This is a genomic window from Microlunatus sp. GCM10028923 (genome assembly GCF_042666975.1).
Lineage (GTDB): Bacteria > Actinomycetota > Actinomycetes > Propionibacteriales > Propionibacteriaceae > Microlunatus.
Window position 1 is genome coordinate 23447 of the sequence record NZ_JBHTFF010000027.1, and the last position, 16213, is coordinate 39659.

At 70.4% G+C, this 16213-nt stretch carries 14 protein-coding genes; 10 read left to right on the plus strand and 4 right to left on the minus strand.

What is annotated here, in order from left to right:
- Positions 1–58: 58 nt before the first annotated feature.
- Both ACFQU4_RS37275 and ACFQU4_RS37280 read right to left on the minus strand, forming a co-directional pair.
- Positions 59–1831 carry an ABC transporter ATP-binding protein gene (locus tag ACFQU4_RS37275; RefSeq protein WP_377502258.1) on the minus strand — a complete coding sequence of 591 codons (1773 nt, stop codon included), beginning with the start codon at positions 1829–1831 and terminating at the stop codon, positions 59–61.
- Positions 1828–3717 carry an ATP-binding cassette domain-containing protein gene (locus tag ACFQU4_RS37280; protein ID WP_377502261.1) on the minus strand — a complete coding sequence of 630 codons (1890 nt, stop codon included), beginning with the start codon at positions 3715–3717 and terminating at the stop codon, positions 1828–1830. The genes ACFQU4_RS37275 and ACFQU4_RS37280 overlap by 4 nt, the downstream gene beginning before the upstream one ends.
- Positions 3718–3985: 268 nt before the next feature.
- Here ACFQU4_RS37280 and ACFQU4_RS37285 point away from each other — a divergent pair, with 268 nt between their 5' ends.
- The 10 genes from ACFQU4_RS37285 to dprA all read left to right on the plus strand — a co-directional run bounded on the left by ACFQU4_RS37285 (position 3986) and on the right by dprA (position 14731).
- Positions 3986–5575: an ABC-F family ATP-binding cassette domain-containing protein gene (locus ACFQU4_RS37285; protein WP_377502264.1), complete on the plus strand. Its 1590-nt coding sequence runs from the start codon at positions 3986–3988 to the stop codon at positions 5573–5575.
- 171 nt (positions 5576–5746) lie between these two features.
- Positions 5747–8011, plus strand: coding sequence for an Ig-like domain-containing protein (locus ACFQU4_RS37290; protein WP_377502268.1), 2265 nt, complete (start codon positions 5747–5749; stop codon positions 8009–8011).
- 270 nt (positions 8012–8281) lie between these two features.
- Positions 8282–8638 (plus strand): 50S ribosomal protein L19, encoded by a 357-nt coding sequence (gene rplS / locus ACFQU4_RS37295; RefSeq protein ID WP_377502271.1) that lies wholly within the window; start codon positions 8282–8284, stop codon positions 8636–8638.
- 21 nt (positions 8639–8659) lie between these two features.
- A complete protein-coding gene (gene lepB / locus ACFQU4_RS37300) occupies positions 8660–9658 on the plus strand; it encodes a signal peptidase I (protein WP_377502274.1) in 999 nt (332 codons plus the stop codon).
- Positions 9645–10412 carry a signal peptidase I gene (gene lepB / locus ACFQU4_RS37305; protein ID WP_377502277.1) on the plus strand — a complete coding sequence of 256 codons (768 nt, stop codon included), beginning with the start codon at positions 9645–9647 and terminating at the stop codon, positions 10410–10412. Before lepB (ACFQU4_RS37300) ends, lepB (ACFQU4_RS37305) begins: the two co-directional genes overlap by 14 nt.
- Positions 10412–11137, plus strand: coding sequence for a ribonuclease HII (locus tag ACFQU4_RS37310; protein ID WP_377502280.1), 726 nt, complete (start codon positions 10412–10414; stop codon positions 11135–11137). Before lepB (ACFQU4_RS37305) ends, ACFQU4_RS37310 begins: the two co-directional genes overlap by 1 nt.
- A 24-nt stretch (positions 11138–11161) precedes the next feature.
- Positions 11162–11482 carry a DUF2469 domain-containing protein gene (locus tag ACFQU4_RS37315; RefSeq protein WP_179757675.1) on the plus strand — a complete coding sequence of 107 codons (321 nt, stop codon included), beginning with the start codon at positions 11162–11164 and terminating at the stop codon, positions 11480–11482.
- Between the two features lie 152 nt (positions 11483–11634).
- Positions 11635–12027: a YraN family protein gene (locus ACFQU4_RS37320; protein ID WP_377502284.1), complete on the plus strand. Its 393-nt coding sequence runs from the start codon at positions 11635–11637 to the stop codon at positions 12025–12027.
- Entirely contained in the window at positions 12027–13577 is a 1551-nt protein-coding gene (locus ACFQU4_RS37325) for a YifB family Mg chelatase-like AAA ATPase (RefSeq protein ID WP_377502287.1), read from the plus strand. Before ACFQU4_RS37320 ends, ACFQU4_RS37325 begins: the two co-directional genes overlap by 1 nt.
- Positions 13574–14731, plus strand: coding sequence for a DNA-processing protein DprA (gene dprA / locus ACFQU4_RS37330; protein WP_377502291.1), 1158 nt, complete (start codon positions 13574–13576; stop codon positions 14729–14731). Before ACFQU4_RS37325 ends, dprA begins: the two co-directional genes overlap by 4 nt.
- 83 nt (positions 14732–14814) lie before the next feature.
- On the opposite strand, the gene fgd is transcribed toward dprA, so the two are convergent.
- Together fgd and ACFQU4_RS37340 are read right to left on the minus strand one after the other, a co-directional pair.
- Entirely contained in the window at positions 14815–15846 is a 1032-nt protein-coding gene (fgd, locus tag ACFQU4_RS37335; RefSeq protein ID WP_377502294.1) for a glucose-6-phosphate dehydrogenase (coenzyme-F420), read from the minus strand.
- Positions 15847–16080: 234 nt separating this feature from the next.
- A partial coding sequence (locus tag ACFQU4_RS37340; protein ID WP_377502297.1) for a Fe-Mn family superoxide dismutase occupies positions 16081–16213 on the minus strand: 133 nt, incomplete at its 5' end.

The window sequence follows — 16213 nt, forward strand, 5'->3', positions numbered from 1 at the left end:
TCGGCGAGGGGTTGCATACCGAATGCACATTTCTGCGCAGCCGGTCGGGACGGGCCGATCAGCGGTAGGCGCGGGCCTGCAACTCGAACAACCGGGCGTAGTGCCCGCCGGCCGCGAGCAGGTCGGCGTGGCTGCCGAACTCGCTGACCCGGCCCTCGGAGACGACGACGATGAGGTCAGCCATCCGTACCGTGGAGAACCGGTGCGATACCAGGATGGTCACCGCTCCGGTCCGCCGGGCCAGTTCGCGGGCGGCCTGCCCGTAGCGGTCGTAGATGGCGGCCTCGGCCTCCGGGTCCAGCGCGGCGGTCGGCTCGTCGAGCAGCATCAGCAGCGGTTCGGGCCGCATGAACGCGCGGGCCAGCGCCAGCCGCTGCCACTGGCCGCCGGACAGCCCGACGCCGCCGGTGAACCGGCGGCCGAGCATCGTGTCCAGCCCGTCCGGCAGTGACGCGACCACCGGGCCGGCCTCGCCGGACCGGACCGCGTCGTCGAGGATCGTCCGGTCGTCCCGGCTCTTCAGGTTGCCGACGCCGACCGAGTCGGAGGCCAGGAACTCGAACGTGGCGAAGTCCTGGAAGCCCGCCGAGATCCGGTCCCGCCAGGCGGCCGGGTCGAACGAGGTCAGCGGCGTGCCGTCGATGGTGACCCGGCCCTCGGTCGGGTCGTACAGCCGGGCCAGCAGCTTCACCAGGGTCGACTTGCCGGCGCCGTTGTCGCCGACGAACGCGACGGTACGGCCGGCCGGCAGGGTCAGGTCGACCCGGTCCAGCACGGTCCTGGTGGTGCCCGGATAGCTGAACGACACGTCCTCGAACCGGATCCCGCGGGTCATCCGCTCCGGTGGCGTGCCGACGCTGCCGGACCAGGCGTGCTCGGTGGCGTAGTCGCGCAGCCACTGGTAGCGGCCGAATGTCTGGGTCGCCCCGATCACGATCGCCAGGTTGGCCGCCACCGACTGGGCCGTGGTCGCGATCTGCGGTCCGATCAGCACGACCAGGATCACGTCGCCGGCGGTGGCCTGGCCGGCCCGGGCCCAGCCGAGCACCCCGACGATCGCGGCCGCGTACCCGGCGCCGAAGACCAGCCAGGCCAGGCCCTCGAGCAGGCCGTACCGCCGGGTCATCCCGACCCAGGGGATCCGCCGCGCGTCCATCGCGCCGCGGACCACCTCGACCAGCGGCGCGACCAGGCCGAAGCAGCGCACCTCGACCCCGTGCTTGGGCTCGGCGAGCAGATCGGTCACCCCGTTGGCCAGCCTGCGGTAGCGCTCGTTCTCCCGCCACAGGTTGTTGCGGCGATGCAGCAGCAGCGCCGAGACCGCCGCCGGCAGCAGCGCCAGCAGCAACAGCAGGTTGAGCAGCGGGTCCACCGAGCTGAGCATGACGACCACCGTCGTGACACCGCTGATCACGCCGATCGTCATCAGCATCCGCCAGATCCCGCCCAGCTGGTGCGCATCCCGTTCGATCAGCGACAGCCGGTCGGCGAGCTCGGGATTCTCGTGGTGGGCAAGTGAGGGGATCGCGGTGGTGAGCCGGAGCAGGTCGTCGTAGACGTACCGGACGACCTGGTCGTCCAGCGTGTCGCCGAGCGGTCCGGCGATCTTGTTCGCCGCCGTCGAGACCAGCAACGTGATCACCGTGACCATGACGCCGAGCATCAGCGTGTCCGCCCCGGTGGCGCCGTCGATGATCAACTTCACGCCGTACACCGAGATCGGTCCGAGCGCCGCGCCGAGCACCGTGGTGGCGCACATCAGCAGGGTCAGCCGGGGATTGGCCCGGAACGCCGTGCCGATCCAGAGCGCGAGAATCCGCAACATCGTCATCGGGCCGCCTCCCCGTTCTCGACCAGCGCAGCTTCGGCCGGCACGATTTCATGATCATCGACGTACCGGCTCGCCTGCAGCCGGAACATCGCCGCATACCGCCCGTCGGCGTCCATCAGTTCCCGGTGGCTGCCGGCCTCGGTGATCCGGCCGCCTTCCAGGACACAGATCCGGGGCACCGGCCGGACCACGGAGAACCGGTGCGAGATGATCAAGGACGTAACGCCGGAGGTCAGTTCGAGGTAGCTGTCCACCATCCGCGCCTCGGACTCGACGTCGAGCGCCGCGGCCGGCTCGTCCAAGATCAACACGCCGGCTCCGGCCGCCACCGCGCGGAGCGCCCGGGCCAGCCCGATCCGCTGCCACTCGCCGCCGGACAGGTCGGTGCCGCCCGGGATCGTCTTGCTCAGCGGCGTGCCCCAGCCGGACTTCAGTCGGTCGATCAGGTCGGCGATGCCGGCCCGTTCGGCGGTGGCGTCCAGCTCGGTGGTGTCCGGCAGCCGGTCCGCGGTCAGGTCGATCCGCCCGGACCAGATCCGGCCGGTGCCGAGCGCGACGTTGTCACCGGCGGCGAGCGGCAGCCGGACGAACTCCTGGGTGATCGGCGCGACCCGGCGCTGCCAGTCCCGCCGCTGGTCCAGATCGAGCTCGGCGAGGTCGACGCCGTCCACCAGCACCCGGCCGGACGTCGGCAGGTAGGCGCCGCAGGCCAGCTTCACCAGCGTCGACTTCCCGGCGCCGTTCACGCCGACCAGGGCCACCGCGTCGCCGGCCGGCAGCTCCCAGCTGAGTCCGCGCAGGATGTCGGTCTCGGCGCCGGGGTAGCGGAAGGTGACGTCGTCGAACACGATCGAGGGCGCGCCGGCGGGCACCGGTGCCGGGGCCGGCTCCGGGACGGCGGCCCGCGGGTGGGTCCGGATCCGCTGCAGCACGGCCTTGGCCGGCGCGATCCGGTCCAGCCAGGCCAGCACCGCGACCCCGCGCTGGAGCTGGCCGAGCGACCAGAGGTCGGTGTTGCCGATCGCGATGATCAAGGAAAGGGCCGTGGCCAGCGTGGTGAGGTCGATCCGGCCGGCCGAGGTCAGCCACGCCGCGTACCCGATCGCGGCGCAGGTGACCAGGACCCGGCCGCCGCCGATGGCCAGATTGATCAGTGCGCCGCGGCGCCGCTTGCGCCAGTACGGCAGGTAGGCGGAGGTGATGTTGTCCCACCAGCGGCTCCGGATGAACGAGGTCAGGCCGAAGATCCTGATCTCCTTGGCCGACTTGCCCATGCCCTGCTCGAAGGCGTAGTACGCATGCTTCTGCGGCTCGGTCTGACCGGACCAGACATCCATCTCGGTCATGATGATCCGGCGCAGGTATTCGCCCTCGGCCAGCGCGCCGACGAACAGCAGCACCGCGACCCAGGGGGACAGGGTGACGGCGAGCGCGATCGAGGTGCCGATCAGCCCGAGCCACTGGGTGATCCCCGGCCCGGTCGCCATCCGCAGCGCCATCTCGATCTCCCAGCGCCGGTTCCGTACCTTCTGCAGCTGGGCGGCGGCGTCGGAGTCCTCGGCGCCCGAGAGGTCGGGGGAGTCGGACAGCGCCAACCCGATCCGGGTGGTCGCGTCGCGTTCGGACAGCCCGATCAACTGCTCGCCGGCCGATTTCGCGACCAGGCCGATCCCGTGCCCGACCACCAGCAGGATCAGCAGCGCGGCCAGGGACTGGTTGAAGTCGGCGTTCAGGCCCGTGGCCACCACGCCGGGCAGCATGCCGATCACCCGGCCGGTGAAGATCGGCACCGCCACCAACAGGCCGGCGCTGAGCAGCGCCGACAGCACGGCGAACACCGTGTTCAGCGGACTCAACCGCCAGGAGTACCGGATCAGCCGAAGCACGTCGTTGTCGCTCCTCGCAAGGGATACGTCACTCGCCGAGGCAGCCCCCCGAGCGAGCCTGTCGAGCCTACGAGGCACCACTGACAGCGGCAACGGAATAACCGGTGGCGGGCGGGCGCTATGCTTTTTCGTCGGTGGTTCGGCCACCTGTCCCTGTCGTCGACCAGAGGAGTGCCGGTGTCGATCTGAGGTCCGTCACCTCAACCCCTGGCCCTTTGACCCGCCATCCGCGCGGTCGGGCCGAATCGACGACCTCAGGAGGCACTCCATGTCCGACGTCCTCGTCTGCCACCAACTCTCGTTCGCCTGGCCCGACGGCAGCACCGTGTTCGACCGGCTCGACGTCGCGTTCCCGCGCGGCCGGACCGCAGTGGTCGGCCGCAACGGCGCAGGCAAGTCGACCTTGATCAAACTCCTGGCCGGCGAGCTGTCGCCGACCTCCGGTACGGTCACCGGCGCGACCCGGATCGGCTACCTGCCGCAGGACCTGGTGCTCGCCGCGGACCGTACCGTCGCCGAGGTGCTCGGCGTGGCCGACGTGCTGGCCGCCCTGGCCGTGGTCGACCGCGGCGAGGGCACCGAGACCGAGTTCGACGTCATCGGCGATCGCTGGGACGTCGAGGCCGAGGTCGGCGCCGCCCTGTCCCGGTTCGGTTTCGACGGCCTCGGCCTGGACCGGACCATCGGCACGCTGTCCGGCGGCGAGTCGGTGCTGATCGCGCTGGCCGCGCTGCTGCTGGACCGGCCGGACGTGCTGATCCTGGACGAGCCGACCAACAACCTGGACCTGAACGCCCGGGAGCGGCTCTATGCGGCGGTCGACGACTGGCGCGGCGCGGTGATCCTGGTCAGCCACGACCGGGAGCTGCTCGAGCGGGTCGACCAGACCGCAGAGGTGCGCGACCGGGAGGTGCGGATCTTCGGCGGTCCCTACTCCTTATATATAGAGGCCGTGCAGAGCGAGCAGCAGGCGGCGCAGCGGGCCCTCCGCAACGCCGAGGCGGATCTGCGCCGGCAGCGGCGGGAACTGATCGAGACCCGGGAGAAGCTGGACCGCCGGCAGCGCTACGCGAAGGGCCAGCAGGACAACGTCCCGCGGATCGTCGCCGGCAACCTGAAGCGGAAGGCGCAGGTGTCGGCGGCGAAGCTGATCGACACCTCGCGCGGCGAACTGGCCGAGGCGACGGCCGCAGTGGCGGCGGCCGAGGACCGGGTACGCGTCGACGACGTGATCAACGTCGACCTGGGCGGCACCACCGTGCCCTCCCGACGGGACGTCCTGATCGCCGAGGACCTGGTGCTGCGCAACGGGCTGGAACTGTCGTTGCGGATCCGCGGCCCGGAACGACTCGCACTGGTCGGCCGGAACGGCGTCGGCAAGACGACCTTGATCAACACGATCATGGGAACGTTGCCAGCCGAGCACGGCACGGTCGACGTGAAGGTACCGGCCAGCCTGCTCCCGCAGCGGCTGACCGTACTCGACGACGACGAGACGGTGCTCGGTGGAGTGTCCCGGCTGGCACCCGCCGCGGACGACAACACGCTGCGGTCCCAGCTGGCAAAGTTCCTGCTCGGAGCGGAAGTTGTGGCCCGCCGGGTGGCCGATCTCTCTGGTGGGGAACGGTTCCGGGCCAGCCTCGCCGCCCTGCTGCTGGCCGAGCCGCCGCCACAGTTGTTGATCTTGGACGAGCCCACCAACAACCTTGATCTTGACAGTGTGGCGCAACTCACGTCGGCTCTTCGGCAGTACCGTGGCGCGCTCCTGGTGGCCAGTCATGATCGGCCGTTTCTCGATGATCTTGACCTCACCGGGACGGTCGACCTCAATGCCTGGGATTCGGGTGTCGTTGGTTGACGTGACCCCGGAGGACCGGTAGACATACGCGGGGCGACAGGCGTCGCCCGTGGGTGCGGGGCTGAAGAAAACCGACGAAGGGGACTACGAACCTTGCAAGGGAAGAGAAGGTGGGTAGCTCGAACTCTCGTGCCGGCGCTTGCGTTGGGCGGGATGGTCGGATCACTGGCGTTGGCTACACCCGCCGCCGCCGATCCGGCCGCTGACGCGAGCACGAAGGCGAACATCAAGCCGCTTGCGCTTGATCAGATTCCGGCCGACGGGAGCAATCCCTCGGCCGAGAAGACGATCTGGCTCGACTTCGAGGGCGGCACGGTCACCAAGACCAACTGGAACGAGCAGACCGGGTACGACGAGCTGGTGTACAAGCCGGCGGACAAGCTGTCCGCTGCGCAGAAGCTCGAGGTCTACCAGCGGATGGTCCAGGCCTACGCGCCGTTCGAGGTCAACGTGACGACCAAGAAGCCGGCCAAGGACAAGCTGGTCCGCTCCGACATGGACGACGCCGAGTACGGCGCCATCGCCCACATCACGGACAACAGCAGCAACTCCCCGGGCTTCGAGAAGATCTTCGAAGCCAACGTGGCGTCCGGCAAGGCCGTGCTGAACAGCTTCGGCGATCCGTACGAATACGACGCCTGGATCTCGACCGACGTGTTCGGCGAGGCCGGCAACGGCAAGATCCGGGCCGGCAAGGGCACGGTGCGCAAGAGCGCGCTGGCTCGCGAGGCCACCGATCCGCACGCTTACATCGGCCGGCTGGCCGGTGACACCGCCGCCCACGAGATCGGCCACACCCTGGGTCTGGAGCACCAGGGCTGGGACGGCTCGGACGGCAAGTTCGAGTACTACTCCCCGGGCAGCGACTGGACGGCGGCGAACGCCAGCGTCTGGGGCCCGACCATGGGTGCGCCGATCGCGGCCATGCACCGCTGGGTGGGCGAGTACCCGAACAACAGCACCAAGCAGGACGACCTGTCCCTGCTGACCAAGAAGCTGTCCGAGAAGGACGCCACCAAGAAGCGCCTGTACGACAAGAACGACGACGTCTACTGGGGTGCGTACTGCACCAACGACCAGACCGGCGAGGTCGTCAAGGGCGACAAGGAAAGTGGCGACTGCTACGACGATCAGCCGCTCCGGTGGCAGAACGATCTTCGTGGCCGGGTCGAGTACCGGGACAACCAGGAGTCGAACACCGACAGCCGGGCCCGTGCGCTGACCATCCAGGACGGCAAGGCTGAGGCCTGGGGCGAATTCGTCAAGAACCTCGGTGACGGGGTCGGCAACTGGTACCGCTTCGACGCGGCCGCCGGCCCGATCAGCGTGGCCGTGACGCCGCAGCAGCCGTTCAGCGCGCTGGACCTGAAGGTGACGCTGTACGACTCCGAGCTCAAGGCCATCGGCTCCGCCGATCCTGAGGTCAAGCCGATCGTCGATGACGGCGGCATGGTCGTACTGCTCGAGGCCGAGGGCCAGGATGCCAAGGTCGACCACGTCGGCGCCGGCACCCAGACCTACTTCGTGAAGGTCGAGCAGGCCTCGCTGGGCAGCCTGAACGACAACACCTCCAAGAAGACCTCTGCGTCGCCGACGTACGGCAACCTGGGCGTCTACCAGCTCGCCGTTCAGGGCACCGCGGCCGAGGAACTCGCTCCGCCGGCTGTCGACCCGACCTACGGTGAGACCGTGGCCGGCACCGGTGTTGCGGGCGCGACCGTCGAGGTGCAGAACGCCGACGGCAAGGTCATCGGCACCGCCACGGTGGGCGCCGACGGCAAGTACTCGGTCACTCTGGATCCGGCAGCCAAGGAGGGCGACGAGCTCCTGGTCAGCCAGGCCAAGGACGGGCAGCGTTCCCGCCCGGCCGCGGTGACCGTGATCACGGAGGAGAAGCCCGAGGTCAAGGTGAAGGTTGACCCGAGCAAGATCACCGAGGGTGACGACGGCGGCGTGACCGTGGTCGGCACCGGCTTCGCAGCCGGCCAGAAGGTCAGCGGCGTGGTGAACTCGGAGCCGGTCGAACTCGGCACCCAGATCGCCAACGACAAGGGCACCGTGGAGTTCGTCTTCGACGGCAGCAAGCTCGAGGTCGGCAAGCACAAGGTGACGCTGACCGCGGACGACGACAAGGACTACACCGGGTCGGCGACGCTGACCGTGGTGAAGGCCAACGACGACGAGCCGTCGCCGAAGCCGAGTGACGACGAGACGCCGTCCCCGGAGCCGAGCGACGACGAGACGCCGTCGCCCGCACCGTCGGACGACGAGACCACGCCGCCCCCGTCGGACGGGGACGACAACGGTGACGACGATGGCGGCCTGCCGTCGACCGGTGCCAGCACTGCGCTGACGCTGTTCGGCATCGGTGGCATCGTCCTGGTCGGCTCCGGCGTCACGATCGCCGCTGCTGCCCGCCGGCGGAACAAGGCCTGATTGACGGCCTGACCCCGCTGTAACAGCTGAATCGGCCCGGTCCTCAGGGATTCCTGGGGGCCGGGCCGTTCGGCGTGCTCAGGGCCCCTCGCGACCCCGCAGAAATCCCGCCGGCAGGCCGATTTCTGCTCAGCCGTCGCCGTATGGCAGACTTAGCGGCTGTTGTCCTCGGGTACCGCGACTCCTGCCACAGGGGGATCGATCGCGACCGAGGAACCCCGAACGTCACCATCACGGTAGTGACCTGTGGCACTGGCGAGGAACGAAGAAATGAACGAACTGATCCGCGAGATCGACCAGGCATCGCTGCGCACCGACGTGCCGGAGTTCCGGCCCGGTGACTCGGTCAAGGTGCACGTCAAGGTCGTCGAGGGCAACCGGTCCCGGATCCAGGTCTTCGCCGGTGTGGTGATCTCCCGGTCCGGTGGCGGGCTGCAGGAGTCCTTCACGGTCCGCAAGGTGAGCTTCGGTGTCGGCGTCGAGCGGACCTTCTCGGTGCACTCGCCGATCATCGAGAAGATCGAGGTCGAGCGCCGTGGTGACGTCCGCCGGGCCAAGCTGTACTACCTGCGTGATCTTCGCGGCAAGGCGGCGAAGATCAAGGAGAAGCGCGACAACGCTCGCTGATCCGGCACAGGGACGGTGCCGGTGACCGGTGACGAGGCCGGCGGGCCACGCCCGCGCCGGGCGCTGCCGCCGGAGGACGACGACAGCGATGCCGACACGGCCGAGCAACCTCGCGTCGTACCGGAGCAGGGCCCGTTCGCCCAGGACCGCCCCGAGCCGCAGCAGGACACCTGGCCCGAGGACGAGCCGGTCGACACCGAGCCGGACGACACGGAGCCCGAGCCGGCCCCGGAGGACCGGGACGGCCGGGACGACGACGAGGACGACGAGAAGCAGTTGACCTTCGGTCAGCACGTGCTGGTGTTCTTCAAGGAACTGGCGATCGTGGTCGTCGGCGCCATCGTGGTGGCCGCCCTGCTGCGGGCCTTCGTCGGCCAGATGTTCCTGATCCCGTCCGAGTCCATGCTCAACACGCTGCACGTCGACGACCGGGTGGTGGCCGAGAAGATCACCGGCCTGTCCCGCGGCCAGGTGGTCGTGTTCGCCGACCCGGGCGGCTGGCTGAGCGGCCCGGAGGCGCCCGAGCGCGGACCGTTCGGGAAGGCGCTCGAGTTCATCGGGGTACTGCCGGAGAGCGGCACCGACCATTTGATCAAGCGCCTGATCGGGCTGCCCGGCGACCGGGTCCGGTGCTGTTCGGCCGATGGCCGGATCGAGGTGAACGGCAAGCCGCTGGAGGAGACCGAGTACCTCTACACGGACGGCGGCGGTCGGAAGGCCGACCCGTCCGACATCAATTTCGACGTGGTGGTGCCGGCCGGCCGGATCTTCGTCCTCGGCGACAATCGGGCCAACAGCCGCGACTCACGCTGCCACCTCAGCGACGAACGGGCGGGCATGGTGAAGGGCGAGAACGCGTTCGTGCCGACCGATCTGGTGGTCGGCCGAGGAATTGCCGTCGTCTGGCCGCTCGGCAACCTGCGCGCCTTGGGAATACCGAGTACGTTCTCTGACGTGCCAGCCGGATCTCCGCCGCCCCCGAAGCCTTCGATCGATGCCGGGCCCGATGCCAACTGCTGACCAGCCGGCCGGCCGGCGCCGCTCCCGTACCAGCCGGTTCTTCACCGAACTCTTGATCGTCGTCGTCGGAGCCTTGATCGTTTCGACGTTGCTGCGGACCTTCGTCGGGCAGCTGTTCATCATCCCGTCCGGATCGATGGAGAACACGCTGCAGATCGAGGATCGGGTCGCGGTCCAGAAGATCACCGACTTCCAGCGCGGCGACGTGGTCGTGTTCGCCGACCCGGGCGGCTGGCTCGGCTCGTCCGGCGAGGGCACCGAGGACGACGGGCCGATCTCCCGGGGGCTCGAGTTCATCGGCCTGGTGCCCGGCTCCGACTATCTGATCAAGCGCGTGATCGGCATGCCCGGGGACCGGGTGATCTGCTGCGACAAGCGCGACCGGCTGACCGTGAACGGCGTCGCGCTGGACGAGACGCGCTATCTGTACGCGTCGCCGGACGGGGAACCGGACCTGCCGTCCGACCTCGAGTTCGACGTCACCGTGCCGGCGGGCCGGATCTTCGTCATGGGTGATCATCGGTCCGCCAGCGCCGACTCCCGCTGCCATCTTTCCGACACGTCGCTGACCGGGCCTCAAGGCTCCGTCGCGTTCGTCCCGATCGATAATGTGGTGGGGCCGGCCTTCGCCATCGTGATGCCGTTCAACCGGCTGAGCGCCGTGCAACGGCCGCCGATCTTCGATCTCGTACCCGATCCGAGCGAACCGCCACCGACGGAAGCGGTGATCAAACCCGAGGGGGTGACCTGCTGATGGTGGCCGGAGGCGAGTTGCTCGACATCCCCCCGATCCAGGTTCGCCGCAACAGCGGGCTGTACGGCTACGAACGCGCCCTCTGCCGGGTCGGGCTGGGCCCGGTCGCCGGCGCGGACGAGGCCGGGCGCGGTGCCTGCGCCGGGCCGCTGGTGGCCGGAGCGGTGATCCTGTCCGACCAGAAGTCGCGCCAGATCAACGGGCTGAAGGACTCCAAGCTGCTGTCCGCGGCCCAGCGGGAACGGTGCTACGACGAGATTCTCGCCAAGGCCGTCGCCTGGTCTGTGGTCAGCGTCGAGCCCGACGAGTGCGACCGGCTCGGCATGCACGTGGCGAACCTGGCCGCGCTGCGCCGGGCGCTGGGCCGGCTCGACGTCGCGCCGACGTACGTGCTGACCGACGGGTTCGCCGTCGACGGCCTCGGGGTGCCGGGACTGGCGGTCTGGAAGGGCGACCGGGTGGCAGCCTGCGTCGCCGCCGCGTCGATCATCGCCAAGGTCACCCGGGACCGGATCATGGACGAACTCGACCGGACCTATCCGGCCTACGAGTTCGCCGTGCACAAGGGTTATTGCACGCCGCTGCACCAGGAGAAGCTGGACGCCAACGGGCCCTGCCCGACCCACCGGTGGCGGTTCGAGAATGTACGTCAGGCGTCCGCGAAGACCGGTATCCGACCGGACCGTACGCGCGGGCTCCTGGCGGGGCTAGTGTCGGCATCATGAGACGTGAAGGATGGAGCGCGCGCGGTGAGTAGCGAGGACCTGGAGCAGTACGAGAGCGAACTGGAGCTCCAGCTGTACCGCGAGTACAAGGATGTCGTCGGCATCTTCAACTACGCGGTCGAGACCGAACGTCGGTTCTATCTGTGCAACGCCGTCGACCTGAAGGTCCGGACCGAGGGCGGCGACGTCTACTACGAGGTGTCGATGGGCGACGCCTGGGTCTGGGACATGTACCGGCCCGCCCGTTTCGTGAAGAGCGCCAAGGTGCTCACCTTCCGCGACGTGTCGATCGAGGAGATCGCCCACTCCGACCTGGAGGTGCCCAAGAGCGTCAGCGGCGACTGACCGTTCGGGTCCCTAGCGTGAACCCCTGACATTCCTGGCGGTCCGCCGGCTGCTTTCCACAGCCGGCGGGCCGCCGATTTCTTTGTCCACAGACTTTCCGCGGCCCGGTGGATCCGGCTCGGCGTGCGCAGACTCCCCGGTGGAGGTGCGAGATGGCGGACAACAGGCGAAGGGCCGAGGGCAGGAAGGCCAGGGTCGGACACCGGGGCGAGGACCTGGCGGCCGCGGCGCTGGAGGCTGCCGGGCTGCAGATCCTGCAACGCAACTGGCGTTGCCGGACCGGGGAGATCGACATCGTGGCGAGCGAGGGTGCGGGCGCGGCCCGGACCATCGTGTTCTGCGAGGTGAAGTGCCGTTCCGGGCTCGGCTTCGGCGACCCGCTCGAGGCGATCACGTACGAGAAGCTGCGCCGGCTGCGGAAGCTTTCGGCCGAGTGGCTGGCCGCCCACGACGCGCCGCCGACCGGCATCCGGCTGGATGCGGTCGGGGTGTTGCTCCGCCCGGACGACGCCCCGCTGGTGCGGCACGTGCGAGGGATCGGCTGATGGGGCTGGCGTGCGCCCGGTCGGTCGCGCTGGCCGGGCTCGACGGACGGATCGTCGAGGTGGAGGCCGACATCGGCGGCGGGCTGCCCCGGACGGTGCTGGTCGGCCTGCCCGATGCCGCTCTGCACGAGGCCAAGGACCGGTGCAAGGCGGCGGTCTCCAACTGCGGGCAGCAATGGCCGCAGTCGCTGCTGACGATCAACCTGTCGCCGGCGACGTTGCCCAAGGGCGGCAGTCATTACGACCTCGCGATCGTGGCCGCCGTGCTCGCGGCGGCGGGGACGATCCCGCAGTCGGAGCTGGCCGGGACCGTGTTCCTCGGCGAGCTCGGGCTGGACGCCCGGATCCGGCCGGTGCGCGGCATCCTGCCGGCCACCCTGGCGGCCGCCCAGGCCGGCTTCGGCAGGGTGATCGTGCCCGTCCGGCAGGCGGCCGAGGCCGAGCTGGTGGCCGACCTCGAGGTGATCGGGATCGCGTCGCTGAGCCAGTTGATCGCGCTGGCCCGCGGTGACCGGGTCCCGGCCGCGGAGCCGGTCGAGCTGATGGATGATCATGGTCCGCCGGTCGACCGGCAGCTGGACCTGGCCGACGTCGCCGGCCAGCTGGAGGCGCGCTGGGCGCTCGAGGTCGCCGCCGCCGGCCGGCACCATCTCTTCCTGCACGGTCCGCCCGGCGTCGGCAAGACGATGCTGGCCGAGCGACTGCCCGGGTTGCTGCCGGAGCTGTCCGTGGCGGAGTCGCTCGAGGTGTCGGCGATCCATTCGCTGGCCGGCTTCGACCTGAGCGAAGGTTTGGTCCGCCGGCCGCCGTACTCGGACCCGCACCATTCGGCGTCGATCCCCAGCCTGGTCGGCGGCGGCTCCCGGATGGCCCGCCCCGGCGCCATCTCCTGTGCCCACCGCGGGATCCTCTTCCTGGACGAGGCGCCGGAGTTCCCGCCGCGGGTGCTGGACGCCCTGCGCGGGCCGCTCGAGTCGGGCGTGATCATGATCGGACGGAGCGAGGTGCAGGCCCGCTATCCGGCCCGGTTCCAGCTGGTGCTGGCCGCGAATCCCTGTCCCTGCGGCAATGCGGCGACCCGTGGTGCGGTGTGCACCTGCCCGCCGATGGCGATCCGGCGGTACGCGGACCGGGTGTCCGGGCCGATCCGGGACCGGCTCGACATCCAGCAGGGGTTGCGGCCGCTGCGGAAGGCCTACCTGCGGGCGGCGCTGGCCCGGACCGAGTCGACGGCGGTCGTCGCCGCCCGGGTCCACGAGGCGAGGGCCAGGCAGGCGAGGCGGCTGGCCGACGAGCCGTGGCAGACCAACGGCGACGTGCCGGGTCCGTATCTGCGGACCAGGCTGCCGCCCGCCGACGGGCTGGACCGCATCGAGGACGCGGTGAGCCGGGGTTCGCTGAGCCCGCGCGGCGTCGACAAGGTGTTGCGGCTGGCCTGGACGGTGGCCGACCTCGAGGGGCGGGATCGGCCGAGTGCCGACGACGTCGCGGTGGCGCTCGCGATGCGGCGCGGCGAACCGCCCGGCACGGCGCAGCGGGCGGCGTCATGACGACGCCGGATCGCCTGGACGACCGGCGGGCCCGGATGGCGCTGTCGGCCGTCGTCGAGAGCGGGGAGGTCGAGCTCAGCCGGCTGGTCGACGAGCTCGGGGCGAGCGAGGTCTGGCGCCGGGCCCGGGACGGCACGCTGGGCAGGCCGCTGGCCGACCGGGCCGGGAGGCTCGATCTGCGTGCGGTGCTCGCGGACGCCGCCCAGCGGGGGATGCGGTTCGTGGCGCCGGCCGACGCCGATTGGCCCCGCCCGCTCGACGATCTCCGGCGCGCCGAGCCGGTGCAGCGACGGGGCGGGTTGCCGTTCGGCCTGTGGCTGCGCGGCCCGGCTCGGCTGGCCGATGGTGGCCGGGCGGTCGCGATCGTCGGGTCCCGGGCGGCGACCGCGTACGGCACCGCGGTGGCGACCGAACTCGCCGCCGACCTGGCCGAGCGGCAGGTGACCATCCTGTCCGGCGGTGCGTACGGGATCGATGCCGCGGCGCACCGCGGTGCCCTCGCGGCGGGCGGCCGGACCGTGGCCGTGCTGGCCGGCGGGGCTGACGTCCCGTACCCGAAGGGCAACGAGGCGCTGCTGAACCGGATCGCCGAGGACCACGTGATCGTCTCGGAGCTGCCGCCCGGGGCCGCCCCGACTCGGATGCGGTTCCTGGCCCGGAACCGGCTGATCGCCGCGCTGGCGGACGGCGTGATCGTGGTCGAGGCGGCGCTGCGGTCGGGCGCCCGGAACACGGCGAACTGGGCGGTCGGGACCGGCCGGGTGCTGATGGCGCTGCCCGGCCCGGTGCACTCGACGCTGTCGGCCGGCCCGCACCTGCTGGTCCGGGAGGGGCAGGCGACGCTGGTCACGTCGGCGGCGGACGTGCTCGAGCTGATCTCGCCGGTCGGGCAGGAGCTGGCACCGGTGCAGCGGGGCGAGCGCCGGGTCACCGACGGGTTCGACCCGATCCGGCTGGCCGTGTTCGAGGCGGTTCCGGCCCGCCGCTGGCGGCCCAGCGGCGAGATCGCGCTGATCGCCGGGGTGCCGCTGCGGCGGGCGCTGGCCGAGCTGACCGCACTGGAGGGGGAGGCGTTGGTCGACGGCTCGGCGGAGGGCTGGCGGCTGGCCGTCCGGACGGGGGAGACCACCGCTCCCCGGGAAGGGGTCGCCTGAGGTCCCGGGAGCGGAGTGGCAGCCGGGGTGGGTGGGTGGTCGGTCCGTTCCGGCTCGGGGGCGGAACGGACCGACCGGGTGCGTCAGGCCTGCGGCAGCGCGCGCAGCCGGGGTGCCAGGTCGCGCTCGAACAGGTCGAGGAAGCGTTCCTGGTCGGCGCCGGGAGCGTGGAACACGAGGTGGTTGAACCCCCAGCGGACGTACTGGGCGATCTGCTCCACCGTCTCGTCCGGGTCGGAGCCGACGATCCAGCGCTTCGCGATCGTCTCGATCGGCAGGGCGTCGGCGGCACGTTCCATCTCGACCGGGTCGGTGATGTCGTGCTTCTGTTCCTTGCTGAGCGACAACGGTGACCAGAACCTGGTGTTCTCCAGGGCGGCCTCCGGATCGGTGTCGTAGGACAGCTTGATCTCGATCATCCGGTCCAGCGAGTCCGCGTCCCGTCCGGCCGCCTGGGCGCCCTCGGCGACGGCCGGCAGCAGCTGGTCGACGTAGAGTTCCGGGCCCTTGCCGGAGGTGCAGATGAAACCGTCGCCGGCCCGGCCGGCGTACTTGGCGACCACCGGGCCGCCGGCGGCGATGTAGACCGGGACGCCACCCTCGGGCCGGTCGTAGATGCTCGCCTCGTGGGCCGAGTAGTAGTCGCCCTCGAACGTCACCCGCTCCTCGGTCCACAGCGCCCGCATCAGCCGGATCGCCTCGCGCAGCCGGGCGAACCGCTCCTTGAAGGCGGGCCAGTCCTGCGGGCCGGCGCCACGGAAGCCGGTGGCGATCTCGTTCAGCGCCTCACCGCTGCCGACGCCGAGCATGATCCGGCCCGGGTAGAGACAGCCGAGGGTCGCGAACGCCTGGGCGATCACGGCGGGGTTGTACCGGAAGGTCGGCGTCATCACCGAGGTGCCGATCTGCACGCTGGTGGTGCGTTCGCCGACCGCGGCCATCCAGGCCAGCGAGAACGGCGCGTGGCCGCCGGTGTGCCGCCAGGGCTGGAAATGATCACTGACGCTGACGCTCTCCATGCCGTGCCGCTCGGCCGACACCGAGAACTCGACCAGGTCCCGGGGTGAGAACTGTTCGGCGGAAGCCTTGTAGCCGAGCTTCAGGGGGAGGGGCATCGAATCTCCTTCGTCGCGCTGGTCCGGCGGGGCCTACCGAGCGTAGCGCCGCCGCTCCCCGTCGAACCAAGAACCACCCGCCGGCATTCCCGACTGATCAAGGCCATGCGCGCCCTGAGCTTGTCGAAGGGCCGAGCCTGGTGATCATGTCCTGAGCCAGTCGAAGCGAGTCCTGAGCCTGTCGAAGTGCCTTGATCGGTTGGCCTTCGACAGGCTCAGCCCGCGCCCGCCGGGTCAGGTCGGGATGATCAGGCCGGCGGTCTGGGTCTTGGCGGCGGCGTAGCGGTTCTGGGCGTCGGCCCAGTTGACGACGTTCCACCAGGCCTTGACGTAGTCGGCCTTGACGTTCTTGTACTGCAGGTAGAAG

What these genes read in the sequence shown, in the direction of transcription:
- ACFQU4_RS37275 (WP_377502258.1), bottom strand. Translation starts at nt 1,831, where the DNA reads ATGACGATGTTGCGGATTCTCGCGCTCTGGATCGGCACGGCGTTCCGG.
- ACFQU4_RS37285 (WP_377502264.1), top strand. Translation starts at nt 3,986, where the DNA reads ATGTCCGACGTCCTCGTCTGCCACCAACTCTCGTTCGCCTGGCCCGAC.
- rplS (WP_377502271.1), top strand. Translation starts at nt 8,282, where the DNA reads ATGAACGAACTGATCCGCGAGATCGACCAGGCATCGCTGCGCACCGAC.
- lepB (WP_377502277.1), top strand. Translation starts at nt 9,645, where the DNA reads ATGCCAACTGCTGACCAGCCGGCCGGCCGGCGCCGCTCCCGTACCAGC.
- ACFQU4_RS37310 (WP_377502280.1), top strand. Translation starts at nt 10,412, where the DNA reads ATGGTGGCCGGAGGCGAGTTGCTCGACATCCCCCCGATCCAGGTTCGC.
- ACFQU4_RS37320 (WP_377502284.1), top strand. Translation starts at nt 11,635, where the DNA reads ATGGCGGACAACAGGCGAAGGGCCGAGGGCAGGAAGGCCAGGGTCGGA.
- ACFQU4_RS37325 (WP_377502287.1), top strand. Translation starts at nt 12,027, where the DNA reads ATGGGGCTGGCGTGCGCCCGGTCGGTCGCGCTGGCCGGGCTCGACGGA.
- dprA (WP_377502291.1), top strand. Translation starts at nt 13,574, where the DNA reads ATGACGACGCCGGATCGCCTGGACGACCGGCGGGCCCGGATGGCGCTG.
- fgd (WP_377502294.1), bottom strand. Translation starts at nt 15,846, where the DNA reads ATGCCCCTCCCCCTGAAGCTCGGCTACAAGGCTTCCGCCGAACAGTTC.